The organism is uncultured Campylobacter sp., assembly GCF_938045345.1.
Classification (GTDB): domain Bacteria; phylum Campylobacterota; class Campylobacteria; order Campylobacterales; family Campylobacteraceae; genus Campylobacter_B.
The window spans coordinates 21,337-44,887 of the sequence record NZ_CALIMS010000005.1; the positions used below are offsets into that span (position 1 = coordinate 21,337).

26 protein-coding genes are annotated in these 23,551 nt (G+C 47.3%); 16 read left to right on the forward strand and 10 right to left on the reverse strand.

Annotation, left to right across the window (positions count from 1 at the left end):
• Positions 1-63 precede the first annotated feature (63 nt).
• The 12 genes from Q0144_RS01070 to Q0144_RS01125 all read left to right on the forward strand — a co-directional run bounded on the left by Q0144_RS01070 (position 64) and on the right by Q0144_RS01125 (position 9,258).
• Entirely contained in the window at positions 64-1,224 is a 1,161-nt protein-coding gene (locus Q0144_RS01070; protein ID WP_298060999.1) for a hypothetical protein, read from the forward strand.
• A 103-nt stretch (positions 1,225-1,327) separates the two neighbouring features.
• Positions 1,328-1,807: a hypothetical protein gene (locus Q0144_RS01075; RefSeq protein ID WP_298061001.1), complete on the forward strand. Its 480-nt coding sequence runs from the start codon at positions 1,328-1,330 to the stop codon at positions 1,805-1,807.
• 73 nt (positions 1,808-1,880) lie between these two features.
• Positions 1,881-3,155: a spore photoproduct lyase family protein gene (locus tag Q0144_RS01080; RefSeq protein ID WP_298061003.1), complete on the forward strand. Its 1,275-nt coding sequence runs from the start codon at positions 1,881-1,883 to the stop codon at positions 3,153-3,155.
• Positions 3,156-3,393: 238 nt separating this feature from the next.
• Positions 3,394-3,519, forward strand: a complete 126-nt coding sequence (locus Q0144_RS01085; RefSeq protein WP_298061005.1) for a hypothetical protein — start codon at positions 3,394-3,396, stop codon at positions 3,517-3,519.
• Positions 3,516-4,184, forward strand: a complete 669-nt coding sequence (locus Q0144_RS01090; protein WP_298061006.1) for an SDR family oxidoreductase — start codon at positions 3,516-3,518, stop codon at positions 4,182-4,184. The genes Q0144_RS01085 and Q0144_RS01090 overlap by 4 nt, the downstream gene beginning before the upstream one ends.
• Entirely contained in the window at positions 4,171-4,656 is a 486-nt protein-coding gene (locus tag Q0144_RS01095) for a hypothetical protein (protein WP_298061008.1), read from the forward strand. Before Q0144_RS01090 ends, Q0144_RS01095 begins: the two co-directional genes overlap by 14 nt.
• An 88-nt stretch (positions 4,657-4,744) precedes the next feature.
• Entirely contained in the window at positions 4,745-5,140 is a 396-nt protein-coding gene (locus Q0144_RS01100) for a hypothetical protein (protein ID WP_298061010.1), read from the forward strand.
• Positions 5,141-5,179: 39 nt separating this feature from the next.
• A complete protein-coding gene (locus Q0144_RS01105) occupies positions 5,180-5,698 on the forward strand; it encodes a hypothetical protein (protein WP_298061011.1) in 519 nt (172 codons plus the stop codon).
• A gap of 88 nt (positions 5,699-5,786) precedes the next feature.
• Positions 5,787-6,302, forward strand: a complete 516-nt coding sequence (locus Q0144_RS01110) for a hypothetical protein (protein ID WP_298061013.1) — start codon at positions 5,787-5,789, stop codon at positions 6,300-6,302.
• Positions 6,289-7,293: a hypothetical protein gene (locus Q0144_RS01115; RefSeq protein WP_298061015.1), complete on the forward strand. Its 1,005-nt coding sequence runs from the start codon at positions 6,289-6,291 to the stop codon at positions 7,291-7,293. Before Q0144_RS01110 ends, Q0144_RS01115 begins: the two co-directional genes overlap by 14 nt.
• A 100-nt stretch (positions 7,294-7,393) precedes the next feature.
• Positions 7,394-8,425: a hypothetical protein gene (locus tag Q0144_RS01120; RefSeq protein ID WP_298061016.1), complete on the forward strand. Its 1,032-nt coding sequence runs from the start codon at positions 7,394-7,396 to the stop codon at positions 8,423-8,425.
• A 122-nt stretch (positions 8,426-8,547) separates the two neighbouring features.
• Entirely contained in the window at positions 8,548-9,258 is a 711-nt protein-coding gene (locus Q0144_RS01125; protein ID WP_298061018.1) for a hypothetical protein, read from the forward strand.
• Between the two features lie 39 nt (positions 9,259-9,297).
• Here Q0144_RS01125 and Q0144_RS01130 read toward each other — a convergent pair whose 3' ends face one another.
• The 3 genes from Q0144_RS01130 to galU all read right to left on the reverse strand — a co-directional run bounded on the left by Q0144_RS01130 (position 9,298) and on the right by galU (position 12,003).
• Positions 9,298-9,687, reverse strand: a complete 390-nt coding sequence (locus Q0144_RS01130; protein ID WP_298061019.1) for a VOC family protein — start codon at positions 9,685-9,687, stop codon at positions 9,298-9,300.
• A 230-nt stretch (positions 9,688-9,917) separates the two neighbouring features.
• The gene (locus Q0144_RS01135) at positions 9,918-11,180 is read right to left on the reverse strand and encodes a glucose-6-phosphate isomerase (RefSeq protein ID WP_298061021.1); all 1,263 of its coding nucleotides are present in this window, start codon (positions 11,178-11,180) and stop codon (positions 9,918-9,920) included.
• Positions 11,167-12,003 (reverse strand): UTP--glucose-1-phosphate uridylyltransferase GalU, encoded by an 837-nt coding sequence (galU, locus tag Q0144_RS01140; protein WP_298061023.1) that lies wholly within the window; start codon positions 12,001-12,003, stop codon positions 11,167-11,169. The genes Q0144_RS01135 and galU overlap by 14 nt, the downstream gene beginning before the upstream one ends.
• Before the next feature lie 70 nt (positions 12,004-12,073).
• Here galU and Q0144_RS01145 point away from each other — a divergent pair, with 70 nt between their 5' ends.
• A complete protein-coding gene (locus tag Q0144_RS01145; RefSeq protein WP_297945019.1) occupies positions 12,074-12,682 on the forward strand; it encodes a YigZ family protein in 609 nt (202 codons plus the stop codon).
• 229 nt (positions 12,683-12,911) lie between these two features.
• Here Q0144_RS01145 and Q0144_RS01150 read toward each other — a convergent pair whose 3' ends face one another.
• Complete coding sequence (locus Q0144_RS01150) at positions 12,912-14,120, reverse strand: MFS transporter (protein WP_298061024.1); 1,209 nt, start codon at positions 14,118-14,120, stop codon at positions 12,912-12,914.
• A gap of 162 nt (positions 14,121-14,282) precedes the next feature.
• Between Q0144_RS01150 and Q0144_RS01155 the strand changes: the two genes are divergently transcribed.
• From Q0144_RS01155 to Q0144_RS01165, 3 genes are all read left to right on the forward strand, one after another.
• The gene (locus Q0144_RS01155; RefSeq protein ID WP_297915493.1) at positions 14,283-14,654 is read left to right on the forward strand and encodes an HIT family protein; all 372 of its coding nucleotides are present in this window, start codon (positions 14,283-14,285) and stop codon (positions 14,652-14,654) included.
• The gene (locus tag Q0144_RS01160; RefSeq protein ID WP_298061025.1) at positions 14,651-15,469 is read left to right on the forward strand and encodes a cache domain-containing protein; all 819 of its coding nucleotides are present in this window, start codon (positions 14,651-14,653) and stop codon (positions 15,467-15,469) included. Before Q0144_RS01155 ends, Q0144_RS01160 begins: the two co-directional genes overlap by 4 nt.
• Positions 15,470-15,612: 143 nt before the next feature.
• Positions 15,613-16,443 carry a hypothetical protein gene (locus Q0144_RS01165; RefSeq protein WP_298061027.1) on the forward strand — a complete coding sequence of 277 codons (831 nt, stop codon included), beginning with the start codon at positions 15,613-15,615 and terminating at the stop codon, positions 16,441-16,443.
• Between the two features lie 92 nt (positions 16,444-16,535).
• Here Q0144_RS01165 and Q0144_RS01170 read toward each other — a convergent pair whose 3' ends face one another.
• From Q0144_RS01170 to Q0144_RS01195, 6 genes are all read right to left on the reverse strand, one after another.
• Complete coding sequence (locus tag Q0144_RS01170) at positions 16,536-17,654, reverse strand: HAMP domain-containing sensor histidine kinase (RefSeq protein WP_298061029.1); 1,119 nt, start codon at positions 17,652-17,654, stop codon at positions 16,536-16,538.
• On the reverse strand, positions 17,647-18,300 hold the full coding sequence (locus tag Q0144_RS01175; RefSeq protein WP_298061031.1) for a response regulator transcription factor: 654 nt from the start codon (positions 18,298-18,300) through the stop codon (positions 17,647-17,649). Before Q0144_RS01175 ends, Q0144_RS01170 begins: the two co-directional genes overlap by 8 nt.
• 26 nt (positions 18,301-18,326) lie before the next feature.
• Positions 18,327-19,298 carry an NrfD/PsrC family molybdoenzyme membrane anchor subunit gene (nrfD, locus tag Q0144_RS01180; protein WP_298061033.1) on the reverse strand — a complete coding sequence of 324 codons (972 nt, stop codon included), beginning with the start codon at positions 19,296-19,298 and terminating at the stop codon, positions 18,327-18,329.
• Positions 19,291-19,857: a 4Fe-4S dicluster domain-containing protein gene (locus tag Q0144_RS01185; RefSeq protein WP_298061035.1), complete on the reverse strand. Its 567-nt coding sequence runs from the start codon at positions 19,855-19,857 to the stop codon at positions 19,291-19,293. Before Q0144_RS01185 ends, nrfD begins: the two co-directional genes overlap by 8 nt.
• Before the next feature lie 10 nt (positions 19,858-19,867).
• Positions 19,868-22,132 (reverse strand): thiosulfate reductase PhsA, encoded by a 2,265-nt coding sequence (gene phsA / locus Q0144_RS01190; protein WP_298061036.1) that lies wholly within the window; start codon positions 22,130-22,132, stop codon positions 19,868-19,870.
• Between the two features lie 85 nt (positions 22,133-22,217).
• Entirely contained in the window at positions 22,218-23,450 is a 1,233-nt protein-coding gene (locus Q0144_RS01195; protein ID WP_298061038.1) for an MFS transporter, read from the reverse strand.
• Positions 23,451-23,551 lie beyond the last annotated feature (101 nt).

Below are 23,551 nucleotides of genomic sequence, written 5' to 3' on the forward strand. Positions count from 1 at the left end.
TGTGCAAATTAATCTTACATTATAGCTCAAATTGTTAAAATTGCGCTTTTGGAAGGGGCGGCGATGATACTAATCTGCACGGCTTTGCGCTGCGAAGCCCAAGCGATAATCGAGAGTTTTAAACTTACGCGTAGTGGCGATCTGTTCGCAGGCGAGCAGATGCTTCTATACATCTGCGGCGTGAGGTTTGGAGCTAAATTTGAAGCGGGCGCTGCAGGCGGCATAGAAATAGAATTTAAGAGCGAACCCGGCGCGGAATTTATTTGCCGTGCCTATACAGATGCGGAATTCGGGCGTAAGCTTCGCAAGGATCGGCGCGGCGCGGATCCAAAATTTAAGCATCGTTTGGACGCGGGCGCGCTCTGCGGCGATGATGCAGAGGTCGGTTCTGCGCGAAATACGCCTGAAAATTTTGAAATTTTAAATTTTGGTTCCACACAAAATTTAAAACGCTTCGGCGAAATTTTACTTTCGCGGCGCGTGGACTTTGCGCTAAACATAGGCGTCTGCGGCTGCGAGGATACAAATGTGCAAATCGGCGAGGCGTTTTACTTTGACAGCACGGCAGCGCGGGAATTTTACGGCGAGGGCGGATCGGAGCTTTACGGCTCGCAGGCAATGGGACGCGGCGTGCAGGCTCAAAAATTTCAAAATTTCCGCTCGCAGACATTTTGCGGCGTGAGTTTGGACAGCAAGCTGCTGGCAAATTTAATCTGCGTAAGCGAGCCTAAAATTTTAAACGCAGCGGAGCAGACCGATGAGGCAAATGTCGCAGAGATCGAGGCGCGCGGCGAGATAAACGCACAAGCCCCAACGCAAGGGGTAAACGGCTCAGCAGATACAAAAAATTTCACGCGCGACGCGACGCGGGCTGAAATACAAAGCTTAACGCAAGTCAAGGCGCAAAATTTATCGAGCGTAAAACCCTCACAAATCGCGGTAAGTGGGCACAACGTCGCGACGAATACCGCAACGCGAGCAACACAAAATACGCCGTGCACGGCAAAAGACGCTACCCGCGGGCGTGCAAGTTGCGGCGTTACGCTTTACGATATGGAGAGCTCGCTTTTTGTTAGTGCTTGCGAGCGTGCGGGTGTGCCGTGGGCGATGATGAAGATCGTAAGCGATCATCTGCGCGGCGAGCGGCTTTGCAAAAGCTTCGTCTATGAGCTCGTAAAGGCGCGCCTGCCACAAATCCGCGCCGCAATAAAGAGTAAAATTTAACTATAAGAGCGTATGCAAAAAACCGAGCCGAGAGATGAATTTTGACTTCATACGCCGAATGTATCGCAGAATTTGAAGGTATTGCGGAAGCGCAGGAGAAACGATGAAAATAAAAGGCTCTTATCTGTATTTTGCCCTCTTGACGTGCGCATGCATCGCGGCTTGCGCGTATGCCGTAGCGGATCTGTTCGCAGATCCGCCCTCGCTAGTCTTTTTAGCCCTTTTGCTCGCATTTGCCTGCATCGGGCTATGGCTGAAAGACGCCTTAATAGGTGTGCGCTACCTATTTTACTGCGTCTGCGTGCAGCTACTCTTTGCGGCGGCCATTTTCGCCGCCCTTAAATTCCCCGCCATGGCGCAGTTTGTGCGCAGTGCTGAGATAGGCATCGGCGGCACGGGCATACCGCTAGGCATCGTTCTGCTCGTGCTGCCCGCGTTCTTTTGCGCCCTGCCGTATTACTACCGAACTGGCGTCAAAAAAATCCCGCAAAAGCTCATACTCGGCGGAATTTTGATCCTAAACGTCGCTATTACGCTAGCTTACGCCTTCTATTTCGAGCGACTATTCTGCGGCGCGATCTGAAATTTCAACGATTTTCAGTGACCGCGCGTGAAATTTAAGTATAATTTGCAAAATTTAAACGAAACGGAGCAAGATGACGGAGGCAAAAAAGGAGCTAGGCACGCAGTTTGGCGTGAATCTGAGCGAGCGATCAAGCGCGTTTTTGGGCGCGCTATTTGAGAAATTTCACTTTTCATTTCAGCAACGAAAGCAGCTTGCGGAGTTTGCGAGCGATTTTGAGGCGTGGGACGAGACCCCCGTTTATGAGCTGCTTGCGAGCGAGCAATGCGGGCTAAATTTTAATAAAGCCAAATTTAATAAAGCAGAAAAAGGCCCAAGCGGCGAGCAAATTTTTAATTTCGTGCGCGAAGCCTGGCTTGAGCTAAAGTCGCGCCCACACTCATACGCGAGCTTCAAAAGCGATTACGCGCCGAAAAAATTTGAAATTTCATCCTTTCGCGCAGATCGCATCGCTTTAGGGCTCTGTCCGGTGGCGAGCGAAAATACGCGCTGCTGCAATCTGCTGACGCTTGATGCAGTCAATTCGTGCGGCTTTGACTGCTCCTATTGCGCGATCGGCTCATTTTACAAGCAGGGGAAAATCGGCTTTGACGAGAATTTCGCGGCAAATTTAGCGCGCCTGCGGCTCGATCCCGCGCGCAGCTATCACATCGGCACGGGTCAGAGCTCCGACTCGCTCATGTGGGGCGATCGCTTCGGCATTTTAAGCGCATTATGCGATTTTGCGGCGCAACATGAAAACGTGATTTTGGAGCTTAAAAGCAAGTCGAATAATATCCGGTTTTTCCTGCAGCGCGAGATCCCGCGCAACCTCATCGTCACCTTTTCGCTCAATACCCCCGCGATCATAGCGAACGAGGAGCATCTAAGCGCGAGCCTGGATGCGCGGCTGGCTGCAGCCGAAGCGCTCGCGGCGCGCGGCATTTTGGTGGGCTTTCACCTCCACCCGATGGTTTGGTACGAGGGGTGGCGGAGTGATTACGGCGCGCTTTTTGAGTGGCTGCTACGCAGCTTCGATCCAAGCGGCGTCGCGATGGTCTCGCTCGGCACGCTTACCTTCATCAAACCCGTCGTAAAAAAGCTGCGCTCTCGCGGGCTGCGGAGCAAAATTCTACAGATGCCCCTTGCGGACGCGAACGGCAAGCTGTCCTACCCGCTGCAGATCAAGCGCGAGCTTTTTAAATTTGCCGCGGACGCGCTTTCGCCGTGGCGGGAGCGGGTGTTTTTCTACCTCTGCATGGAGGATGCGAGCCTGTGGCGCGAGGTCTTGGGGCACGAGTACGAAAGCAACGACGCATTTGAGGAGGCGATGAAAGCGGCGTATTTCGCAAAGATACGGCAGTGCTAGACGCGCTGTTTGTCGCGGACCGACCGCAGCTCGCTCATGTGTGACGCCGAGGATACAGCGCGAAATTTGCGGCAAGCGAGCGGTTAAAATTTAGCGGCGCGCCGAGTTTTATAAAATTAAATTTTATAAATCGGGTGGGCGGGCACGGCGAGCGTCGATGAAATTTACAAAGCGGCGGCGCAGCAAAACGCCCGTGGGCTAAATTTAAAATTTTACCCGGCGCAGGTCGCGGCGCGAAATGTTTAAATCGCGCAAATTTAGCGGCGGACACAATGAGCAGAGAAAATTTAGCGTAGGAAAATTTACTCAGCGCGCGAAATTTAACGCGCCGAAGCGGCATGAAAATTTAAAGGAGAAAAGATGAAAGCATTGATCACGGGCGCAAGCGGCGGTATCGGCAGCGCGGTTGCGGAGCTTTTGCGGCAAAACGGCTATGAAATTTTAACGCTAAGCTCGCGCTTTGAGGATACGGACGCGCTAGCGAAGGAGTGCCGCGCTCTGGCTGCGGCGTGTGAGATTGATGCGCTGATTTTATGCGCGGGTGCGGCGAAATTTGCGCCGCTTGAGGCGATGAGCGAGAGTGAAATTTTAAAAATTTTAAACGTAAATCTTGTCGCAAACATCATCATCGCGCGCGCGTTTTTGCCGAATTTAAAGCGCAACCGCGCCCATATCATCGGCATCAGCTCGATCGAGGCGCTGCGATCTAGCCGCTTTAGCGCGGTTTATAGCGCGAGCAAGGCGGGGCTGCGGGCGTTTCTGCTCTGCCTTTTCGAGGAGGCGCGCAAACATATCAGAGTAAGCTGCATCAACCCGGACATCACCAAAACGCCGTTTTACGAGGATTTGAGCTTCGAGCCCGCGGATGATGAGGCGAGCTTCGTGGATGCGGGGGAGATCGCAAATTTTACGCTGCAAATTCTGCGCACGAAGTCCAACGTGAGCGAGTTTACGATCCGCCCGCAAATCGTAAATCTGCGGAAAAAATCAAAATTTAATCGTGAAGGGGGCAAGCTTGAAAATCGGTAAAAGTCATGTTTTTGTGCTAGCTGTGGCACTTCTTATCATTTATGCCGCGTTTATAAGCGGTAGCGGCGGGTATTGTAGCGCGAGAGAATTTTTTTCAGGCAGGCACGACGAAGAGGATGACGCCTGCATCGCTAAGCTGATAAAGCGAGCGGACGCGGGTAATATATATGCGGCAAATCGACTAAGATATCCGCACGAGGCGTATATCAAGCGCACATGTAAAAAGGAAGTGGAGAGCTTGGGCGAGCGCGAAAGATATTATTTTGAGCTCTACATCCAAAATCGCTGCGAAGCTTGGGGCTTTGAAACGCCCAAATCAAAGGGCGGCGAAGCAAATACGACGAGCGGCAATACGAACGCAACGGACGGCAAGGGAAATTTAACGCGCGAGGGTGCGAATACAATCCGCGATGAAACGGGCGTAATCAAACGCGATATAAATTCTACGGGAGGGTCAAATGTCGGGCGATAAAGCGAAATTGAAAGCCAGTAAAAGTAAAATTTTTATTATGCTAATTGTGGGATTTTTTATTATTTATGGAGTTATAAGAAGCAGCGGTATGTATTGCAATATGGAGGAATTCTTTTCTGATAAACAGGGCGAAGAGGATGATGCCTGCATCGCTAAGCTGATAAAACGAGCGGACGACGGAAACGGCTTTGCGGAAAATAGACTAAGATACCCAACTATGGAATATATCAAGCGAGTGTGCGAAAAGGGAGTGGAAAGCTTGGGTGAGCGAGAAAGATTTTATTTCGAGCGTTATAGTAAAGATCGTTGTAGCGCTTGGAGCTTTAAAACGCCCAAATCAAAGGGCGGCGAAGCAAATACGACGAGCGGCAGCGGTAATTTAGCGCAAGGCAATACGGACGCAACGGATAGCAGAGCAAATTTAACGCGCGAAGGTGCGAATACAGTCCGCAATGAAACAGGCGCGATCAAACGCGATATATAAATTCTACGGGAGGATTAAATGCCGGGCGATAAAGCGAAATTGAAAGCTAGTAAAAGTCAAATTTTTTTGTTAATCGTAGGGGTTGTTATTCTGTGCACCCTATATATAAGCAGCAGTGGTGCGTATTGCAACATTTGGGAATCTTTTTTAAACAATAAGGGCGAAGAGGATGATGCCTGCATCGCTAGGCTGATAAAGCGCGCGGATGCGGGTAGTGAATTGGCGCTCAGTCGACTTAGATACCCTAGCAAGGCATATATCAAGCGCACATGCGAAAAGGGAGTAGAAAACTTGAGCGAGCGTGAGAGATATTATTTCCAAGGCTTTAGCGGGGATCGCTGCGAGATTTGGGGCTTTAAAACGCCCAAATCAAAGGGCGATGAAGCAAATACGACAAGTAGCGGCGGTAATTTAGTGCGAGGTGATATGAACGCGACGGATAGCGGAAATTTAACGCGCACCGAGGCAAACAACGGCGAAGCCGATACTACGGACAGCAAAGCGGACATCGCGAAGCGCGAAGGAAATTCTACGGAAGAACAAAATGCTGGGCGATAAGATTAGCCTTGAAGGCGATATCGTAAATTTTATGTCATTGGTCAAATTTGTGAAAAAATGAGTTAAAATTTATTACTCAAGGAAAAATATGGTAAAAAAGAGATCTTTAGAAGTAAAAGGAAGCATATCGATCGCCATAATCCTGCTTTGGGTTTATTTTTTGATTACGGCGCTGGGCGGTGATAGATACTGCGGCATATGGGATTATATCGCAAATAGTGAAGAGGATGATACCTGCATCGCTAAGCTGATAAAGCGCGCAGACGCGGGTAGTGAATTGGCGCTCAATCGGCTTAGATACCCTAGCAAGGCGTATATCAAGCGCGTATGCGAAAGGGGAGTGGAAAACTTAGGTGAGCGAGAAAGATATTATTTTGAACGTTTAGGTGTAGATCGTTGCGAAGCTTCAAATTTTAAAGATAACGAAGTAAACACGACGAGTGGCAGCAGTAATTTAACGCGAGGCGATACGAACGCAACGAGCGGCGAGGGAAATTTAACGCGCGCCGAGGCAAACAACGGCGAATCTGACACTATGGACAGCAAGGCGGACAAGATGAGGCACGAAGAAAATTCTACGGAAGAGCAAAATGCTAGGCGATGAAAATTTAGAAAAATTTTTCTCGAAAATCGACGCGGCGGAGTTTGGAATTTCTGCGGGCTCAAAGCTTGCTTTAAAAAATTCCAAACTTGCAGGAAGCACTAGAAGTAGGAGCGGCGACAAGCCTTTAAAATCACAAGGCGGCGCGGAATTTTGCGACGGACAGCCATATTCGAGCGGCGCGCAGCAAGCTGAAATTTTAAAATTTAATGCCGAACCGCTGTTTAATGCCGAGCAAGTGCGTCTTGATACGGAGCAAGCACATTTAAAATTTAACGTCCGTTCATCGCAAGCAGGGCTAGGTGCCCATCCGCCGCAGACGCCGTTTGATGCCGAGCGAGCGCAGGCAAAAATCGAAAATTTCATGCGCGATCTGCTGCAAAACTATGTGCTTTGCGTAAGCGGCGCGGAATTCGCCTTCGCGGAGATCGAGGCGTATTTCACGGGCGCGGATCGCAACACCTACAAGCGCACGTCGCGGGCGGGCGAGATATTTTTTCACAATTTCGGCTTTGACATTTCGTTTCGCAGCGTCCCGCAAAGCGGCGGCGGGATTTTGGTGCGAAGCCTGCGCGTCCTAAGCGGCGCAGAGCTTTTGGCGGGCGGCTTACCGGATTCAATGGGCTGCTTACCCGGCTTGGCGGAGAGTGGCCAGCTTGGCTCTGCCGCCCCGCTCATACAAAATGGCGATTTTATCGCGGGTCCGCGCAAATGCATGGGTAAAATTTTAAATCTGCAAACGCAAAATTTAAGCTTTTCTTTAAAGCATGCGCCGAAAATAGCGCGTGCGGCGAGCTTTAGCAACCGAATCCGACGAGGCGAGATTATAAATGAAGCGAATCTGGACGCAAATACGCCAAGCGGCGCGGCGGACGCGGCGAGGCTTGCGAATGAGCCGCGCAGGCTTACTAGCGAGGAGTTTGAGGCATATCTGAGCGCGGGCTGCTCTGCGGCGAAAACATATAAAAAATCGCTGCAAAGATACGAGAGCTAAATTTTGATCAAACGGCGCACGGCGGGCGAGTGGTAAAATTTACTGAGCTTTAAGCGGCGGCGCTATAAAATGGCGCGTCCATCAAATTTAAAGGCGGCAAATGGATCAAGGCAGGCTTGAGGAATTAAAAAGGCTACTACAAAAGCGGCATCAGGAGCCGAAGCGGGGCTTGGAACAAAATTCTAACGGCAAAAATTCTAAAGTCTCGAATTTTGAAACCAAAAATTCCGAAGTTTCAAATTTTGAAGCTTCGAATTCTAGAACCTTGAATTTCGAAGCCTCGAATTTTGAAATCCTGAATTCCGAACCTCCGAATTTCGCTACCGACGCTTTAAATTTAGAGGTCAAAGCGGCTCAGAATTCTGCCTGTGAAAACAACGCAGAGCCGCAAAATTTTATATCCGATGACAGCGGCGCCTTACCGCAGAATTCCAAGGCTAGAGATTACGACGAAGATCCGATAATAATCAAAAATTATGAAAAATTTTTTGTATATTCGTTTTTAGTCTTATTATTGCCGATTTCTACGCTACATGCATTTTTGATTATAGATTGTATAAATTATAAAAATATTGACATAGTTCAGTATTTTGCAATTTTATTCATTATTTTACTATCTACAGTTATAATATCCATATTTACCGTAATCCGCCCTAGGCAAGAGATAAAATTCACAAACAAATATATACAATTCATTAGCGACGACTTGGTTGAAAAACGCTGCGAAATTGACAAAAACGCTTTATCTTTAAATTTCTCTATCGGAATTTTGGCAAGTTCATATGAGATAGGAAAATCTGAAAAGATATTTTTGTACTTTATCGCTATTTTTATATGCGTAATATGGTGGGATATATTTTTTATAGCGGTATTCTTTACATATTTATTTGGGTTCTTATTAAATTTCATACTTTATCTGTTTATAAATAGAAATTTAAAAGGGTTTAGGGCTCTGCCGTTTATTAGGATCGCACGTCCCTCATATGGCAGATGGTTTAGGAACAAACTCATTTATCCAAGATATTATCTCGTTTATCTCTATAATCAAAAAATTTATGATGAAATTAAGGAATATTTTTTACGAAAAAGCATAAATATAAATAACGTTAAGAAAGATTACTTGTTTATCTAATGAGGAGGATAAAATGACGAGGGAAGAGGTCGCGAAGAAAGAGTCAGGCAACGTATATAAAAGTCTTTTGTCAATTAAGCTATTACAAATTTAGATCTATTTTTTAAAAGGTGCTTGAAATAATGGAAAATTTTAATAAACAAAAAGCCAGGGACTACGACAAAGATCCGATAGTTATAAAAGACTATGCTTTTTACGACTATATGAAATATTCCACGATTGCTACGCTTATAGGATGTTTATTCTTTATCTCGGTCGTTACCGTAGTAAACCCCATTGAGCCCAAAAATTTTAGACTACTCCCTTTCGCTTTGGTAATGTTTTTTATCAGGCGAAAGCAACAAAAGGGCGTCTATTTCGTATTTAACGATTCGGAGATCGAATACCGCAAAGAAGATAAAGCTTATAAATCTTTGAAGCTTGAACAAATCGGCGCCGTTGCGATCAGTTTTGATCCTCGCTGGGACCGGCAGCAGAGGATAAGCATACCCGAAATGCTATTTTTGTCACTTTGGCCTTTGGGCGCATACGTTATGCGCGGAATGCATGCGATGATCGCGCTAATTTCGATGATAGCAATTGGCCTATTCGGAGCGGGTATATTGATGCATCTTAAAAATGGCAGTTTCAGATGCTTAGGTATTCATGACCGGCTTGTGATATACGGCGAAACGGGCGATCTTAGAATTATAAATGTTTTGATTTATAGCGAAAAAGAGTATCTGGAATTAAGAGAGTATTTTATGCGCAAAACGCATATAGATTTAGATACCGTCCCACGCACCTTGTCGGTATTTAGCAAAAAGGTAAAATTTAGAAAATTTAAATTCTAACGCTCCGCTTGAAATTTTGCCTTTAAATTTACGCGCTAATCAATCTCTGCCTTCATATACGCCGAGCTCTACGAGATTGCCGTCAGGATCGCGCAGATAGATACTTTGCATAGCTCCACGCGCGCCTGTGCGAGGCACGACGCCAAGCTCTATTTGCGCCCCTTTGCTTTCAAGCTCCGTTTTGAGCTGCTGCGCGCTTTGATCTTCGCAGATGAGGCAAAAATCCGCTGAGCCCGCGATAGGACGCGCTGCAAACGGCGCAAACTCGCCCGCGCGGGTGTGGATATTGATCTTTGAAGAGCCGAAACGCAGGCTGTGTTTGCCGCCCTCGCAAACATGCTCTAAGCCCAAAATCCCTTCGTAAAATTCCACACATTTTTGCAGATCCTCCGTAACTAGGACGAAGTGATCGATCTCTGTGATTTTCATTTTGCCTCCAATCTCGGCAGCGGGTTCAAATTTACGCCTCGCAGTACAATTTTGGAATTCTACCGTGAAATTTTGCGACAAAATTCCAAATGTTCGTAGCGAGAAATCAAAATCTCGCGGCGTAAATTTTAAAATTCTAAAATTTTGCCCAAGCAAAATAGGGTGCGAGTAGAGCCTGGCTTTAGTAAAATTTAGACCGACGAAATTCCGTCTAGCTAGCGCCGCAAATTCTAATCTCGCGATTTCAAAACTAGCGATTTTAAAATTCTCTTGCCCACCTCGACACCCGGCTGATCGTAAGTGCTGACGCCCAGTATCGCTCCAGTAGCGCTGGTTAGCAGCTCGAAGTAGTAAAATAGCTCGCCCATGCTCTGTTCACAAAGCCGCGAAACCTCGATAAGATCGACGCTGATACCCTCGTTTAGCACGGCTTGCAGCGTAGCATCGCACTGAAGATTTAGCACCTCGCCCAGTCGCATGCCGTTTACGAAGTCACAGCCCTCAAGGCCTTGCAGACTGATACTAGGTACCGCGTCCGTAGTGCCGTTGTCCGTGAGCTTTAAGAAAGTCACGGTCTTATCCTTTACGCCGTCCATTATGAGCTGAAGGAAGCTGTGCTGATCGCGCGAGCCTACAAGCCCTACAGGAGTAAGTCCCTCGCGGCTAAAGCCGATCTTTTTACCTAGGCTTTCCGCCCAGAGCTGCACATACCACTCACCCAATGCGCGCAGCGCGTCGCCATAGCTAAAAAGGATGTTGATTTTCGCACTTTTGTGCGTGGCGTAGTGATGGGCTTTTCGTAGAATTTTATTCTCCGCGATTTTAGCGGGATCGCCTGCTAAAATTTCATCCAGATACTGCTCTTTTGCGACGGCAGCCCCGCGCAGCATCGCGCTTGCATCAAGACCTAGCCCAACTGCGGGCACTAGCCCTACCGCACTTAACACGCTAAAACGGCCGCCTACGTTAGCGGGCATATTTATCACGCAGGCGCCATACTTGTGCGCGAAGACATCCAGCGGCGAGCCTGCATCGGTGATAAATATGAAATTTTTCGCTAGCGTCTTTAAATCTGAAATTCCGAAACGCCGCAAAACGACCTTAAAAAGCGAGATCGTTTCAATCGTGCCGCCCGATTTGGAGGATACTATGAAGATAGTGCGAGCAAAATTTAACCCTTCAAGCGCGCGGTTTACACTGTGCCCGTCGAGATTATCCAAAATTTCAAAGCGCAAATTCTTTCTTACGCGCGGACGCAGCATCTCATAAAGCGCTCGCACGCCCACGCTGGAGCCACCGATGCCCAAAAGCACGACCCCGTCGTAGCTTCGTGCGCTAAAAAATTCCTGCGCCCGCGCTATTTCGTCTGCGCCTTGCTGCGGCAGGCGGTAGTAGCCTATCTCGCCGCTTTCGTATTCGGCGCGGATCTTTGCCGCTACCTCTTCTAGCGCGCCCTCTTTTGCCGGCGGGAAAAACAGCTCATTTTTTACCATCGCCGAATTCTCGCTCGTAGAAATATTTGATCGCCTCCACGTAGCCTTTTACCGAGCCGCAGTCGAAGCGAGTGCCTTTAAATTTATACGCGATCACCACGCCGTTTTGAGCCTGTTTCAAAAGCGCGTCGGTGATCTGCACCTCGCCGTTTTTACCGGGCGCCGTCTGCTCGATGAGATCAAAAATATTAGGCGTTAGGATGTAACGCCCGATGATGGCTAAATTTGACGGAGCTTCGTCGGGTTCCGGTTTTTCTATCATATCCGAGACCATTATCAGATCGTCGCTGATGCTTTTGCCGGCGACGATACCGTATTTGTTTACATCCTGCGGCGGCACCTCCATCACTGCAACGACGCTGCAGCGGTATTTTTCGTAAATTTTAACCATCTGCGCAAGCACGCCCTCGCCGTTTTCGTTCACGCACAGATCGTCTGCGAGCACCACGCCGAAAGGCTCGTCGCGGATTAAAATTTTACCCGTATAAATCGCGTTACCGAGCCCCTTCATCTGCTCTTGGCGCGTGAAAGAGAAGGTGCAGCGCTTCATAAGCGCCCTGATCTCGTCGAGCAGATACTCCTTGCTGCTGCCTGAAATTTGATCCTCCAGCTCGTAGCTGCGGTCGAAATAATCCTCTAGCGCGCGCTTGCCGCGACCCGTGACGAATGCCATATTGTCCATGCCCGCTTCCAGCGCCTCGTCCACGCCGTAGTGAATGAGCGGCTTGGTAAGGATCGGAAGCATCTCTTTTGGTAGCGATTTGGTCGCGGGCAAAAAGCGCGTGCCGTAGCCCGCCGCGGGAAATAAACAGGTCTGGATCATGAAGCTCCTTTGATCTTTTTTTGAACTTTTATTATAATGCAAAAAAGATAAAATTCCGCAAAGGAAAGCCTTGAAAACGATTGAAAAAGAGATCAGCGCCACGCAGGAGATCAAAAAATCAAGCTTCATCACCTATCTCGCGCCGATAGCGAGCTTTGAGGCGCTGCGTGCGCAGTTGCGGCAACAGCATCCCAAGGCGCGGCATATCGTCTGGGCGTATCGCGCGCTGAATGAGCCCGGGCAGATCGTAGAAAACTCGAGCGACGACGGCGAGCCCAAATCGACCGCGGGTGCGCCGTGTCTAAACGCGCTTCGCGGCGCCGAGCTAATTAATGCCGCGGTGCTCGTGGTGCGCTACTTCGGCGGCATCAAGCTAGGCACGGGCGGGCTCGTGCGCGCATACGCTAGTAGCGCAAATGCCGCGATAGACGCGGCTACGGACGCCGCAGAGTTAGTGGAATTCGTGCTGCGTAAGAAGTGCGCGTTTTTCGTGCCGTTTGCGGCGGTGGCTAAATTTGAACATTTTTTTAAAAAATCGGGTTTTGTTTATGAGGCGAGTTTCGGCGCTGCGGGAGCGGAGTTTAGCGCGGAGCTTAGCGCGGAGGAATTTGAAAAATTTAAAGGCTTTGCAGATGCTCTCGCGCCGGCTCTTAAAATGCTGCACGAGCCGAAATTTTAAAATTTCAAAATTCTATAAAATTTAAAATCTCGTCTCAGCTAAATTTGAAAGCATAAACGGATTTTGCATTTTATCGTAGCGGAATTTTAAAGCTAAAGTGAAATTTCATAGTGCGAAACATAAAATCCGATAAATTTTAAAATTTTAAGAATTTCAAAATTTCGTCGTAATTTAGCTTGCAAAATTTTGCGAAAATTCCGTCCGTAAATTTCAAAATCCCATAAAATTTTTAAAATTTAACGTGCTTCATCTTAGCTTCACGCACAGGCAGGCTTAGCAGAGCTGCAATAGCCGCTAACGTCATATCCAAATACCACATATAATCATACGCGCCGTATGCCCGCACTGCAAGACCTCCGATATATGCGCCAAAAAATCCGCCGATTTGATGCGAAAGCATCGTAAATCCAAATAGGCTTGCTAAATATCGCGTCCCTAATAGCTTACCGACGGCAGCCGCAGTAGGCGGTACGGTCGCTAGCCAGGTAAATCCTAATCCCACGCTGAAGATATAAAACGTAAGGCTATCTTTTGGCGAGAGCACATAAGCACCAATAAGAGCGATACGCAGGGAATATATGCAAAATAAAATGACTTTACAGCGCACTTTGGAAACACACCAACCTACGAATAAGCTGCCTACGATGTTAGCGATACCAATCAGTGCGAGCGAAAAGGACGCTACCTGCGCACCATGCCCGCTTAGTGCTACTTCACTAGGCAGATGCGTCACTAAAAACGCTACGTGAAAACCGCACGTAGCAAAGCTTAAATTTATCAAAATATAGCTTTTATCGCGCAGTGCCAAACGCAGAACTTCGCCTAAGCTGCGCTTATCTTCTTCATGCAGGCTGGTTTGCTCGCCAAATAGAATTTTGCCGCCTGCTAAAAGCCTCGCAAGCGGCAGAATTAACAAGCTAAGCCCTGCAAGCGTAAAAAATGCGCCGCCGTATCCTAAGGCAGGCGTTGCGATACAAAACCCAATCATCGGCGCAAATAAAAACTGCCCGAACGAGCCGCCTGCATTTAGTACTCCGCTAGCAACCGAGCGGATAGAAAATGGCAGGCGCTTTGCCATTATGCTCATTAGAATCGGAAAACTACCCGCGCCAAGCCCCAGTGCAAGCCCAAAACCCATCGTTAATACAAGCGCGCTTTCACTACTAAATAACGGCACAAGAGTGCAACTAATCGCCAAAAGCACGCTGCCCCAAAACAGCACGACGTAGGCACCGAGCTTGTCTGCAAGTATCCCACTAAGCGGTTGCGAAAAACCCCATACCAGCTGCGTAGTTGCCATCGCAAAGCTTACTTGCGCGATGGATAGGGAATTTGCTTGCATTATGGGCTGCACGAAAAGACCTAATGACATACGAATGCCCATCGTAATCATCAAAATCGCCGCGGCGCATAGGATCATTATCCAAACTGATTTCATATATATTCCTTTTAAAAAATAGAATTATAGCATAAAAATCACGAATATATCGATATTTTATAGATATATTTAATTAATGTATTTTAGTATATTATTTATGTAAGAGGAATTTACCGAGCTTTAATGGGCTTTGCATTAAAATTCCATTTTCAAGGAGAAGCGATGATTTACGAAGATGAGATGATTTACGTGGAGCGCGAGGAGCACGAAGTGCCGTGGGTGAAGGTCTTTACGAAGGCTAAATTTAAAGAGCTTAGCGACTGCGACGAGGCGACGCTGGCGCATCTGTGGCGTGCCGTGCTTCAGTGCGAAAAGAGCCTGCGGGAGTTTTACGCGCCCGATAAGATCAACATCGCAAGCTTTGCCAACTACGTGCCGCGCGTGCATTTTCACGTCCAAGCGCGCTTTAAAAACGACAGCTTTTTCCCAGAGTCCGTCTGGGGCAAAAAGATGCGCAACGGCAAACTCAATCTGCCGGAATTTAGCGAATTTGCAGAGGTTTTAGCGGCAAATTTAAAGATGGAATTCAGATGATAGGCACGCGCTCAAAAAAATACCTAAGCCTTTTCGCGCTTGCTTGCTGTGTCGCCACCTTTGCGTTTTACCTGCGCTTTAAAAGCGAGGAAAACGAGATAAAAATCAAGCAGCAGTTCGATTTCAGCGCGAGTTTGTTTGAAAAGATCGTCGATGAGGAGAAGCTAAACGCCTTTGCGATCTCGCTTATTTTATCGCAGAACAGCGACGTGGTGCGCTGCTTCGAGAGCGGCAAACACGGTGAGTGTATGGACGTGACGAAAAAATACAAAGACATTTTGAGTGCAGTGCCCTTCTATACGGGCGTGAAGATACATTTTCACACGCAAAACATCAGAAGCTTGGCTAGGAGCTGGAGCGACGAATTTTACAACGACGATCTGAGCTCGTTTCGCCATTCGCTTTTGCAGATTCGCCATAGTCTGCTTCCCAAAGCGCTCGTCGAGATGGGGCGGTGCGGGGTTTTTATGCGCGGAATTTCGCCCGTTTTTAGCGACGGTAAATTTATCGGAAGCGCCGAGATAATGCTCGATTTCGAACACGTCATCGCGCAGATCAACCGCATGGGAAACGATATTTTTATCCTCGTAGATAAGAGGTTTGAAACCGACTGCTTCTACGATAAAATAGGCGTTATCAAGGACTTTATCGTCGTAAACAGCGCGCCGGATTACGACGTTTTGTCGATTTTGGCGACGCTTGATTTTGGGGCGCAGAGCTTTATCAAAAAGGACGGGCATTATTTTTACGTGCGGGCATTTTCGGACGAAAACGGCACGAAGCTGGGCTATATAATTTTGCACCGCGAAGGCTAGCGGCGGGATTTAAATTTAGGCGCTCGCCGCTCTTAGCTACTTTGTCGCGGCGGCGGCAGCGCGGGGCGAGCGAGCGTTTTAAATTTAATCGCAAGATTACGGAAATTTGCGCTAGAATTTTAAATTTTAAAAGGAGCGTCGGTATGAAATTTTATAAATCCGTTAAATTTAAAGCGATAGCTGGCGTGCTGCTTCTTATAATAATACTTTGCGCCGTATTTATCCGTATAATCCCCGATTACTCCACTTCACGAGGCTTCGCCGTCGTTTCCGTTTTTGGCTATAACAAATACAAACAAGGTTATTGTTTAGCCGAGAATAGAATTTTAGATAAAGAGGAGTTCTATAGAAGGGCTATAGTTCAGTTTTTAGATAAGAAACTAATATATGAACAAAAGATGGATAAAGCAAGAATTTATGCATATGGTTCGTCAATGAAAAGCAAGATTGAAATTGGATATTACGAATTGGCTGACGATATAAATTTAGATAATTGGCTAGAAAAGACAATAAATTACTATAAAGATTTATATAGCTTAATCAAAGATGATGAATATAAATCAGATTTGGATGAAAAAGCTAGAAATATATTATTATTTGATAAATTAAAAATCAAAAAAACAAATCCGATAAAATATTTAAAAATTGATTTGAATAGAATGGTGGCTGGATTTGACAAACCTATCTTTTTAGCAAATAACGGTTGGAGCGGTATCATTATATTAGATAATGCAATAATATTAAGAGACAAAAAGATTGCGTATGGATATAATTTTATACTTCATTACAATTTTTATGATAGTAGCGCTAGAAATATGATACTTGATAAAAAAATGTTTAATTCGGAAATTAGACAATCAAAATATTCATATCCAAGATTAAATATAGGCGATATAGATAATTGCGGAAATTTGGATTATGATGTAAGTTATAATCCTGAAGATATAGCAAATAGTTTAGGTAAGGGTGGCTGAAAATCCGAGCTAAAACAAAATTTTAAAAAGCCCTAGCCGCGCGAATTCTACTTCTAAATTTTAAAATTTACGCCTAAATTTCACGTGCCGTTTTAGTCCAAAAGTTTCTGCTTAAACAGCGGGATTTTGTAGCAAAAGGTGCTGCCCTCGCCGAGCTTCGAGCTGACGCTTTTTGCGATTCCGTAGCGCTTGCAAATTTTATCGATTATGTTTAGCCCGAGGCCAAATCCGCCAAGAGCCGCGTTTTCGCGCGAGTATCTATCCCAGATCGCGCTTGTATCCTTTATGCCGATGCCGAAATCCTGTACGCTAAAGACCGCTATGCTTACCCCTTTTTCCAGCGCGATGATGACTTTGCCGCCGGGACGAGAATATTTTATGGCGTTGCTTAGGGTGTTGTCGATGAGGCGCATTAGCGAGGTTTCGTCCATAAAGACGCTCACGTCGGGCGCTATTCGCGATTGTAGGCTTATGTTTTTGCTTTTTGCGACCAGATAGATGAAATTTATCCTAGCGCTCAAAAACTCGCTCATATCGATGCGGCGGCTTTTGAAGCTCATCTTGCCGCTTTTGATGAAGTACTCCACGTCCTCGTAAGTAATTACCATCTGCTTGAGCGCGGATTTTATTCGCGCCGTGTGCTTGTCGCGCAGGCCTAGCATCTCGGTGTTGATGAGCGCGACGCCCAGAGGGGTCTTTAGCTCGTGCATCGCGTCGTTGAAAAACGCCTTGATGAGGTTGCTTTGCTGCGCGTAGAAATTTTTTATGATTTTGTAGTTAAACAGCGCGATGATGAGCGCTACGAAAATCGTGATAAAGATCGTGGAGATCGCGATAAATTCTATCTTTGCGTAGCTTATCTTTTTTGAGATGACGAAAAAATGCAGCTTGCCCTCATGCAGAAAGTGGCGCTTAAAAAATACCCGCCCGCCGAATTTCAGCGTGATAAATGCAAAATCGGGCGGCTGGACGCTTAAGTTTGATCTTAAAATTTCGCCGTTTGCGTTTAGGATCGCATAGTCGTAGATGAGCTCGTCTTTTAGATTCAGATCCCCGCCGGCTAGAGCTTCGCCGCTTTTTTGTATCAGCTCGGCGACATCGGCGCTCTCCTCGATTTTGGAATTTAAATAGATGATATAAAGGCTCTCGCTTATAAAGGCGCCGATGATGAAAATCGCGCTAAAAAGCGTAAATTTAAACCCTTTAAGCATTGATCTTATATCCGAGTCCGCGGCTGGAGAGGATGAAGTCGTTGCTCGTTTTGGAGCGGAGGTTGCTGATATGCACGCGCACATCGACGCTGCCTGCCTCGCCGTCCCACACGTCGGCGATGAGTTCATCTACGCTAACGAACCTTTTGATATTGGCGAGCAGAAATTCTATAATTTTGATCTCTTTGGCGCTTAGCGATATCTCTTCGTCCGCGCGCTTTAAAATTTTTAAATTTGCGAAGTAGTGAAATTTATCCGCGATCTTGACGGCGCCCTTTTCGTCGCCGAAGTACTTTCGCATCAGCTCGCTTACTCTAAATTTAAGTTCGGCTAGGTGGAAGGGCTTTTTTAGGTATTCGTTGCAACCAAGCTCGTAGCACTGGCTTAAATCGTCGATGTCGCCGAGCGAAGTCATCATCATCACGGGAGTGCTAAGACCGAGGTTTCGCGCATATTTCAGCACCTCTTCGCCCGAAACCTCCGGCACCTTGATGTCTAAAATCAGCAAGTGGTAAGCATTTGCGGCGATTTTATCGCAGGCTGCGTCGCCGCTAGCGCATTCGTCCACCTCGTAGCCAAGCTCCTGCAGATACTCGCTTACGCTGCTTCTGTATTCAAAATCGTCTTCTAAAAGTAAAATTTTCAAACCCACTCCCTAAATCGGGAGCGAGGCTACGCTCCCGTGCAAATTTGCCCCGCATATACGATATAGTAGCGAAGCAGAATGACGCCGCAAAGCACAACGAAAGAATTTAAAACTATAAACGCAGGCTTATAGGCGTGGTTTTTCAGCGCCGTAAAGGCGATGATGATAGGAGCGATGAGCCCCGTGCCTAAAACGCCGATCCAGAAAATTTTACCGTAAACCTCGTGCGTCAAAGCCTGCTGTGCCGCAAGCGCGCTAGTGCCGCCCTCAAAATACATCCCGACAAACAGAATGAATAAAAGCGGAATCTCAAAGAGTATCGCGCGCAGATCAAGCACCAAAAGGTATTTTATGCTATCTTTGTTTAACGAGCCTTTAAAAAACAGAAGTCCCACTAAAATGCTCGCCGCGATGCCGCTGGAAAAGCCGGATAGCAAAAATAAAATCGGCAGCACCGGAGTATTCCAAAGCGGAATTTTCATCACCGCGCTTAGTAAAAAGCCCGTATATGCGCCCACGCAAAGAGCAAGGATAAATAAAACTCGCTCGAAAGCTTTGGAAGCTTTGGCGAACGAGCTTAGTAAATTTACGATAGGTCGCAGGAACGCAAGTAGTTTAAATTTATAAATTTCCTCGCCGAATACGCATAGCGCAAATACAAAGCTAAACGGCACGTAGATTAAAAGCGCCGCCACGCCGAGGCTCATTACAGAGCCGAAGTTAAATTTGATCAGCAAAAGATAAAAGCTAAATGGCTTGCCAAGATCAAAGATCAAAAGCAAAAGCCCCGCGCAGATCGTGATCGGAGCCGTGATCGCACCCGCTCTAATCATCGCGTCCCAGATGGAATTTTGCTCGCTTTCGTGGCGATTCCATTTAACTAAAAGCGCCACCATCGTCGCCCCCGCGCTAAGACCCGCCAAAAATAGATAAATCGCAATCGGCCAAGGCCAGTAAATTTCAGAGTATTGGCTCATATCGCCCCACATATTATTCATAGCGTCCTCCTTTTTTGTTTTTGATATTCGCTAGGCGCGGTTTGGTGTTTAGATACGCTTTCGGATATTCTACGCTCGTTTTGGCTAGCAGCTTGCTTACCTCGGAATTTACGTCATTTACGTCGCCGAAAGTTAAAGCATCTGTTGGGCACACGCTTACGCAGGCAGGCTGCAAACCTTTGCTAGTGCGGTTCGTGTAGCAAAAGGTGCATTTGCCGATAGCGTGCGTGATAGGATCGACAAATCTAGCGTCGTAAGGACAGGCCAGAATGCAGTATTTGCAGCTGACGCAAAGCCTCTCGTCTATGAGCGTTACGCCGTCTTTGGTTTTAAAGCTCGCTCCCGTAGGGCAGACGTCCACGCAGGGGCTATCCTCGCACATAACGCAGCTGGCGCGCGAATAATCTAGCTTTAAATTTGGAAAAATGCCGCTTGTTTTGCCGTGCACTTGCAGCCTATAAACGCCGCTCGGTACGCTGTTTTCGTTCCTGCACGCAACCGAACAGGCTTGGCAGCCTATACATAAATTTTCGTCGTGAATCATTATGAGTTTTTTCATAACCGCTCCCTTAAATTTTAACTATATCGACACCGACGTTGGTTACCATCGTGCTTACCACAGGACCCGCAGCGGGATCGAGAAGGACGCTTTGGTTGGTGCCTACGCCGTTCGTGCGCTTTAGCCCGGGGCTTACGTGCCCAAAGCCGTGGTATAAAAATAGGCAATCGTCCCTGATGCCTTGCGTGACGAAAATTTTAGCCTTTTGCTCGCCGAATTTGTTTTTAAGCTTCACAACATCGCCCGTCTTTAGCCCCTCCGCTTTTGCAGAAGCCGGGCTGATCCAAACCGGCGATTCGTTCATCATATCGTTTAAAATTTTGACATTTTGAGTGTGGCCGTTGGTATGAAGCGCGGTCTTGCCGGTCATGAGGCAGTATTTGTGCCCGCCGAATACGTCCATACCCTCGGTATTTAAGCAGCCGTATCCTGCGAAAAGCTCCTCCACTTTCGGCGCGAAAAGCTCGATCTTGCCGCTCGGGGTTTTAAATTTCATCTGCGAGCTCATCTCGCCGTTTTCGTCCACGAACTCCGCCGCGGCAGGATATTTATCGATAAATTTAGCCACGAGCTTCGGCTCTCGGTAATACAGCTTCGGCACCTTGTAGCTTACGTAGCCGTTTTTGATTAAATTTGCGATTAGCTCGGCGTTGCCTTTGGCTTGCTGCATGCGGTATTCGTCGATGTTGTTCCAAGTGTAGTCCTTATCGATCTTCATCACCCTTGCAAGCTCTCTAAAAATTTCATAGCCGCACTTCGTATCACCCACCGGCTCGACGGCTTTGTTTCGCATCACAAATCCCGGCGCGGTGCCGCCTTTGTTTTGAATCGATTCATCGCGCTCCAAATACGTGGATTCGGGCAAGATCACGTCGGCTAGGCACGCAAAGTCGCTCATATACACGTCGATTGCGAGCACGAAGTCTAGCTTTTTGATCGCTTCTACGCTCTTATCCACGCCCGCAACGTTGATGAGGTGGTTAAAGCGCGTGCTGACCCAGCCTTTTACCGGATATGGCTTTTCGCTTAAAATCGTAGGCGCGATCTGCATCAAAACGCCGTGTTTGCGCGGCACGAAGAAATTTTCGCTACCTTCTTCGCCGCAGCCGTCGATACGCGCGGTCTTTGGAATTTTAAAATTTTTATCCGGGTTCGAGATGGTAGGGAACAGATCCTCTTTACAAAGCGTGTTGAAGGTTTTGGAATCTTTAGAGAAGTAAATCCCGCCCTTTCTCTCGACGTTTCCCATCAGCGCGTTTGCGATCGCGATGGCGCGCGTGCGGACGTATTCGGCTTTGGCAGTCGTGGTTTTATGGCCCCAATCGATTATGACTGCGGGAGCCGCGGCGTAAATTTCATTTGCGATGCGCTCGATTTTGTCTGCTTTGATGCCCGTGATGCCCTCCTGCCAAAGCGGCGTCGTATCCTTCACGGACTCCCTTAGCTCCTCTAGCCCCACGGCGTATTGTTCGATAAATTTTTTGTCGTATTTGTTATCGCGCAGCCAGACGTGAATTAGCGCCATTAAAAACGCCGCGTCGGTTCCCGGTTTTATCGGCAACCACTCGTCTGCTTTGGAAGCTACGACGCTAAAGCGCGGATCGAGCACCAAAAGCTTTACGTCCTCTCTGCTTGCGGCTTTTGCGAGCTTTTTGGTTTTTGAGATGTCGATGCCCTCAAAGAGATTGTGGCCGAAATTTACGATATATTTTGCGTCGCCGTAGTCTCTTTGCATATTGGCGCCGAAAGTGTGTGGCACGGCGATATTATAAGTGATCGGGCAACAGGACCAGTGCGAGTAGATGTTCGGGCTGCCGTATGCACAGGCAAAATTCATCATCTGAGTGTGGTGCTCGCCCGTTTTAGAGGTAAAAACTACGCTTTGCGGGCCGTATTTTTGCGAAATCTCGCCAAGCTTCTGCGCGCAAATTTTAAGCGCCTCATCCCAGCTCGCCTCTTTAAATTTACCCTCGCCGCGCTCGCCTACGCGAATGAGCGGCTTAATGAGCCTTTGATCGTCGTAGAGCTGATTTATGCCCGCACCTCCGCGAGCGCAGACCGAGGTTTTGTTTGAAAAGCGATGGTTGCCCTCGATGAGAGCGCCGCGACCGTTTTTGACGGTTACCTCGATAGGACAGCGAGAGGAGCACATCTCGCAGACGCTAGCGACTTTCTTTTCCGTCCCGCCTGTAACCGCGCTAGCGTTTAAATTTAGATTTAACGTCGCTAGCGTGCCGATTGCGGCGGTGCTTTTTAAGAAATTTCGTCTATTCATAAAAACTCCTTACCTTTAAATTTTGGTAGGAATTCTAAGGCTTCATCGTAAAAATAAGGTTAATTTTGATAATGCAGCTTTTGGCTTAGACTTTATCTCGAAAGATAAAATGCGTCCTGCGCCGTATTTTAAAGCCGTAAAATAGCGCCAGCAGTAGCAAAATGCTAATTGCGCCGCAGATCGCAAGAGCTACGCGAGCGCCTAATAACTCGGTAAAAAAGCCCGATATGAGCGCTCCAAATGGCGTACTACCTATTAAAAATAGCGCGTATAAGCTAAGTACGCGCCCGCGAAATTCGTTGCTTACGTGCATCTGCACGGTGGAGTTGATGCTGGAGTTTGTGATTACGAAAAGAAACCCAGTTACGGCAAGCCCTGCCGCAGCCCATGCGAAGGAATTCGCAGCCCCAGTAAGAGCTAAGCTCACTCCCATAGAGATCGCGCACGATCTGATTTTGCGGATGCCAAGTTTATCAAAGACTGCTACGAAAAGCGCGCCGCAAAAGGCTCCCACGCCCAGAGCCGACATCAAATATCCAAAGCTTCGCTCATCCGCGTTTAGGCTAAGCTTAACAAGTGCCGAGATTGTTACGTTGTAATTTGGCACCAGCGTCGCTACGATAAGCACTATTATCATTAGCTCGCTTAGAATTTTTTTGTGCGATACATACGAAATTCCAGCACCGATCGAGGCAAAAACGCCTCCGCTTCTGCTAGATAGCGTAGTAGCGGATGGCGGAATTTTTATGAAAAACAGCGAAACGATGATGCCTAAAAAGCTAAGAGCATTGAATAAAAAGCAAAAGCCTACGCCCCACAGCGCCATCACGATCCCCGCAAGTGCGGGCCCTGCGATACGAGCGACGTTGAAGGACATAGAATTTAACGCTATGGCGTTGGCTAGATCGCGGGGCGAATCGATGAGGTCTTTTACCATCGACTGACGGCTAGGGGCGTCCATGCTGGTAAAGATGCCGCTTGCAAAAGCGCAAAATAAAATTTTGCCGAAAGAGTATAGCTCGCAAAAGCTCATAACCGCGAAAATTGAAGCGGTCACCGCCATGCCTATTTGAGCAAGCAGAAGGATCTTTTTGCGATTAAACTTATCGAGCAGTACACCGGAAAACGGCGTGAAAAGTAGCGCGGGCAAGAACCTCGCCGCAGCTACGAGACTGACCTTAAAAGCGTCTGCGGTGATGCTTAGCACTAGCCACGGCAGCGCGACGCTTTGCATCCAAGAACCGATCAGCGAGAGGTTCATCCCGATCCAATAAATTCTAAAATTTGAGTATTTAAGTGATAGGAAGGGATTTTTCAACGCACTGCCTTTTGAAATTTTGATTTGAGATTATACATTAAATTTTAAAAATTCACTTAAAGATTTAACATTTATAAAAATTTAACGAAAATTTAATATTT

What these genes read in the sequence shown, in the direction of transcription:
- galU (WP_298061023.1), bottom strand. Translation starts at nt 12,003, where the DNA reads ATGATCCAGACCTGTTTATTTCCCGCGGCGGGCTACGGCACGCGCTTT.
- Q0144_RS01130 (WP_298061019.1), bottom strand. Translation starts at nt 9,687, where the DNA reads ATGAAAATCACAGAGATCGATCACTTCGTCCTAGTTACGGAGGATCTG.
- phsA (WP_298061036.1), bottom strand. Translation starts at nt 22,132, where the DNA reads ATGAATAGACGAAATTTCTTAAAAAGCACCGCCGCAATCGGCACGCTA.
- Q0144_RS01170 (WP_298061029.1), bottom strand. Translation starts at nt 17,654, where the DNA reads ATGCTTAAAGGGTTTAAATTTACGCTTTTTAGCGCGATTTTCATCATC.
- Q0144_RS01135 (WP_298061021.1), bottom strand. Translation starts at nt 11,180, where the DNA reads ATGGTAAAAAATGAGCTGTTTTTCCCGCCGGCAAAAGAGGGCGCGCTA.
- Q0144_RS01110 (WP_298061013.1), top strand. Translation starts at nt 5,787, where the DNA reads ATGGTAAAAAAGAGATCTTTAGAAGTAAAAGGAAGCATATCGATCGCC.
- Q0144_RS01125 (WP_298061018.1), top strand. Translation starts at nt 8,548, where the DNA reads ATGGAAAATTTTAATAAACAAAAAGCCAGGGACTACGACAAAGATCCG.
- Q0144_RS01150 (WP_298061024.1), bottom strand. Translation starts at nt 14,120, where the DNA reads ATGAAATCAGTTTGGATAATGATCCTATGCGCCGCGGCGATTTTGATG.
- Q0144_RS01120 (WP_298061016.1), top strand. Translation starts at nt 7,394, where the DNA reads ATGGATCAAGGCAGGCTTGAGGAATTAAAAAGGCTACTACAAAAGCGG.
- Q0144_RS01115 (WP_298061015.1), top strand. Translation starts at nt 6,289, where the DNA reads ATGCTAGGCGATGAAAATTTAGAAAAATTTTTCTCGAAAATCGACGCG.
- Q0144_RS01070 (WP_298060999.1), top strand. Translation starts at nt 64, where the DNA reads ATGATACTAATCTGCACGGCTTTGCGCTGCGAAGCCCAAGCGATAATC.
- Q0144_RS01090 (WP_298061006.1), top strand. Translation starts at nt 3,516, where the DNA reads ATGAAAGCATTGATCACGGGCGCAAGCGGCGGTATCGGCAGCGCGGTT.
- Q0144_RS01165 (WP_298061027.1), top strand. Translation starts at nt 15,613, where the DNA reads ATGAAATTTTATAAATCCGTTAAATTTAAAGCGATAGCTGGCGTGCTG.
- nrfD (WP_298061033.1), bottom strand. Translation starts at nt 19,298, where the DNA reads ATGAATAATATGTGGGGCGATATGAGCCAATACTCTGAAATTTACTGG.
- Q0144_RS01080 (WP_298061003.1), top strand. Translation starts at nt 1,881, where the DNA reads ATGACGGAGGCAAAAAAGGAGCTAGGCACGCAGTTTGGCGTGAATCTG.
- Q0144_RS01100 (WP_298061010.1), top strand. Translation starts at nt 4,745, where the DNA reads ATGTATTGCAATATGGAGGAATTCTTTTCTGATAAACAGGGCGAAGAG.
- Q0144_RS01075 (WP_298061001.1), top strand. Translation starts at nt 1,328, where the DNA reads ATGAAAATAAAAGGCTCTTATCTGTATTTTGCCCTCTTGACGTGCGCA.
- Q0144_RS01085 (WP_298061005.1), top strand. Translation starts at nt 3,394, where the DNA reads ATGTTTAAATCGCGCAAATTTAGCGGCGGACACAATGAGCAGAGAAAA.
- Q0144_RS01185 (WP_298061035.1), bottom strand. Translation starts at nt 19,857, where the DNA reads ATGAAAAAACTCATAATGATTCACGACGAAAATTTATGTATAGGCTGC.
- Q0144_RS01155 (WP_297915493.1), top strand. Translation starts at nt 14,283, where the DNA reads ATGATTTACGAAGATGAGATGATTTACGTGGAGCGCGAGGAGCACGAA.
- Q0144_RS01160 (WP_298061025.1), top strand. Translation starts at nt 14,651, where the DNA reads ATGATAGGCACGCGCTCAAAAAAATACCTAAGCCTTTTCGCGCTTGCT.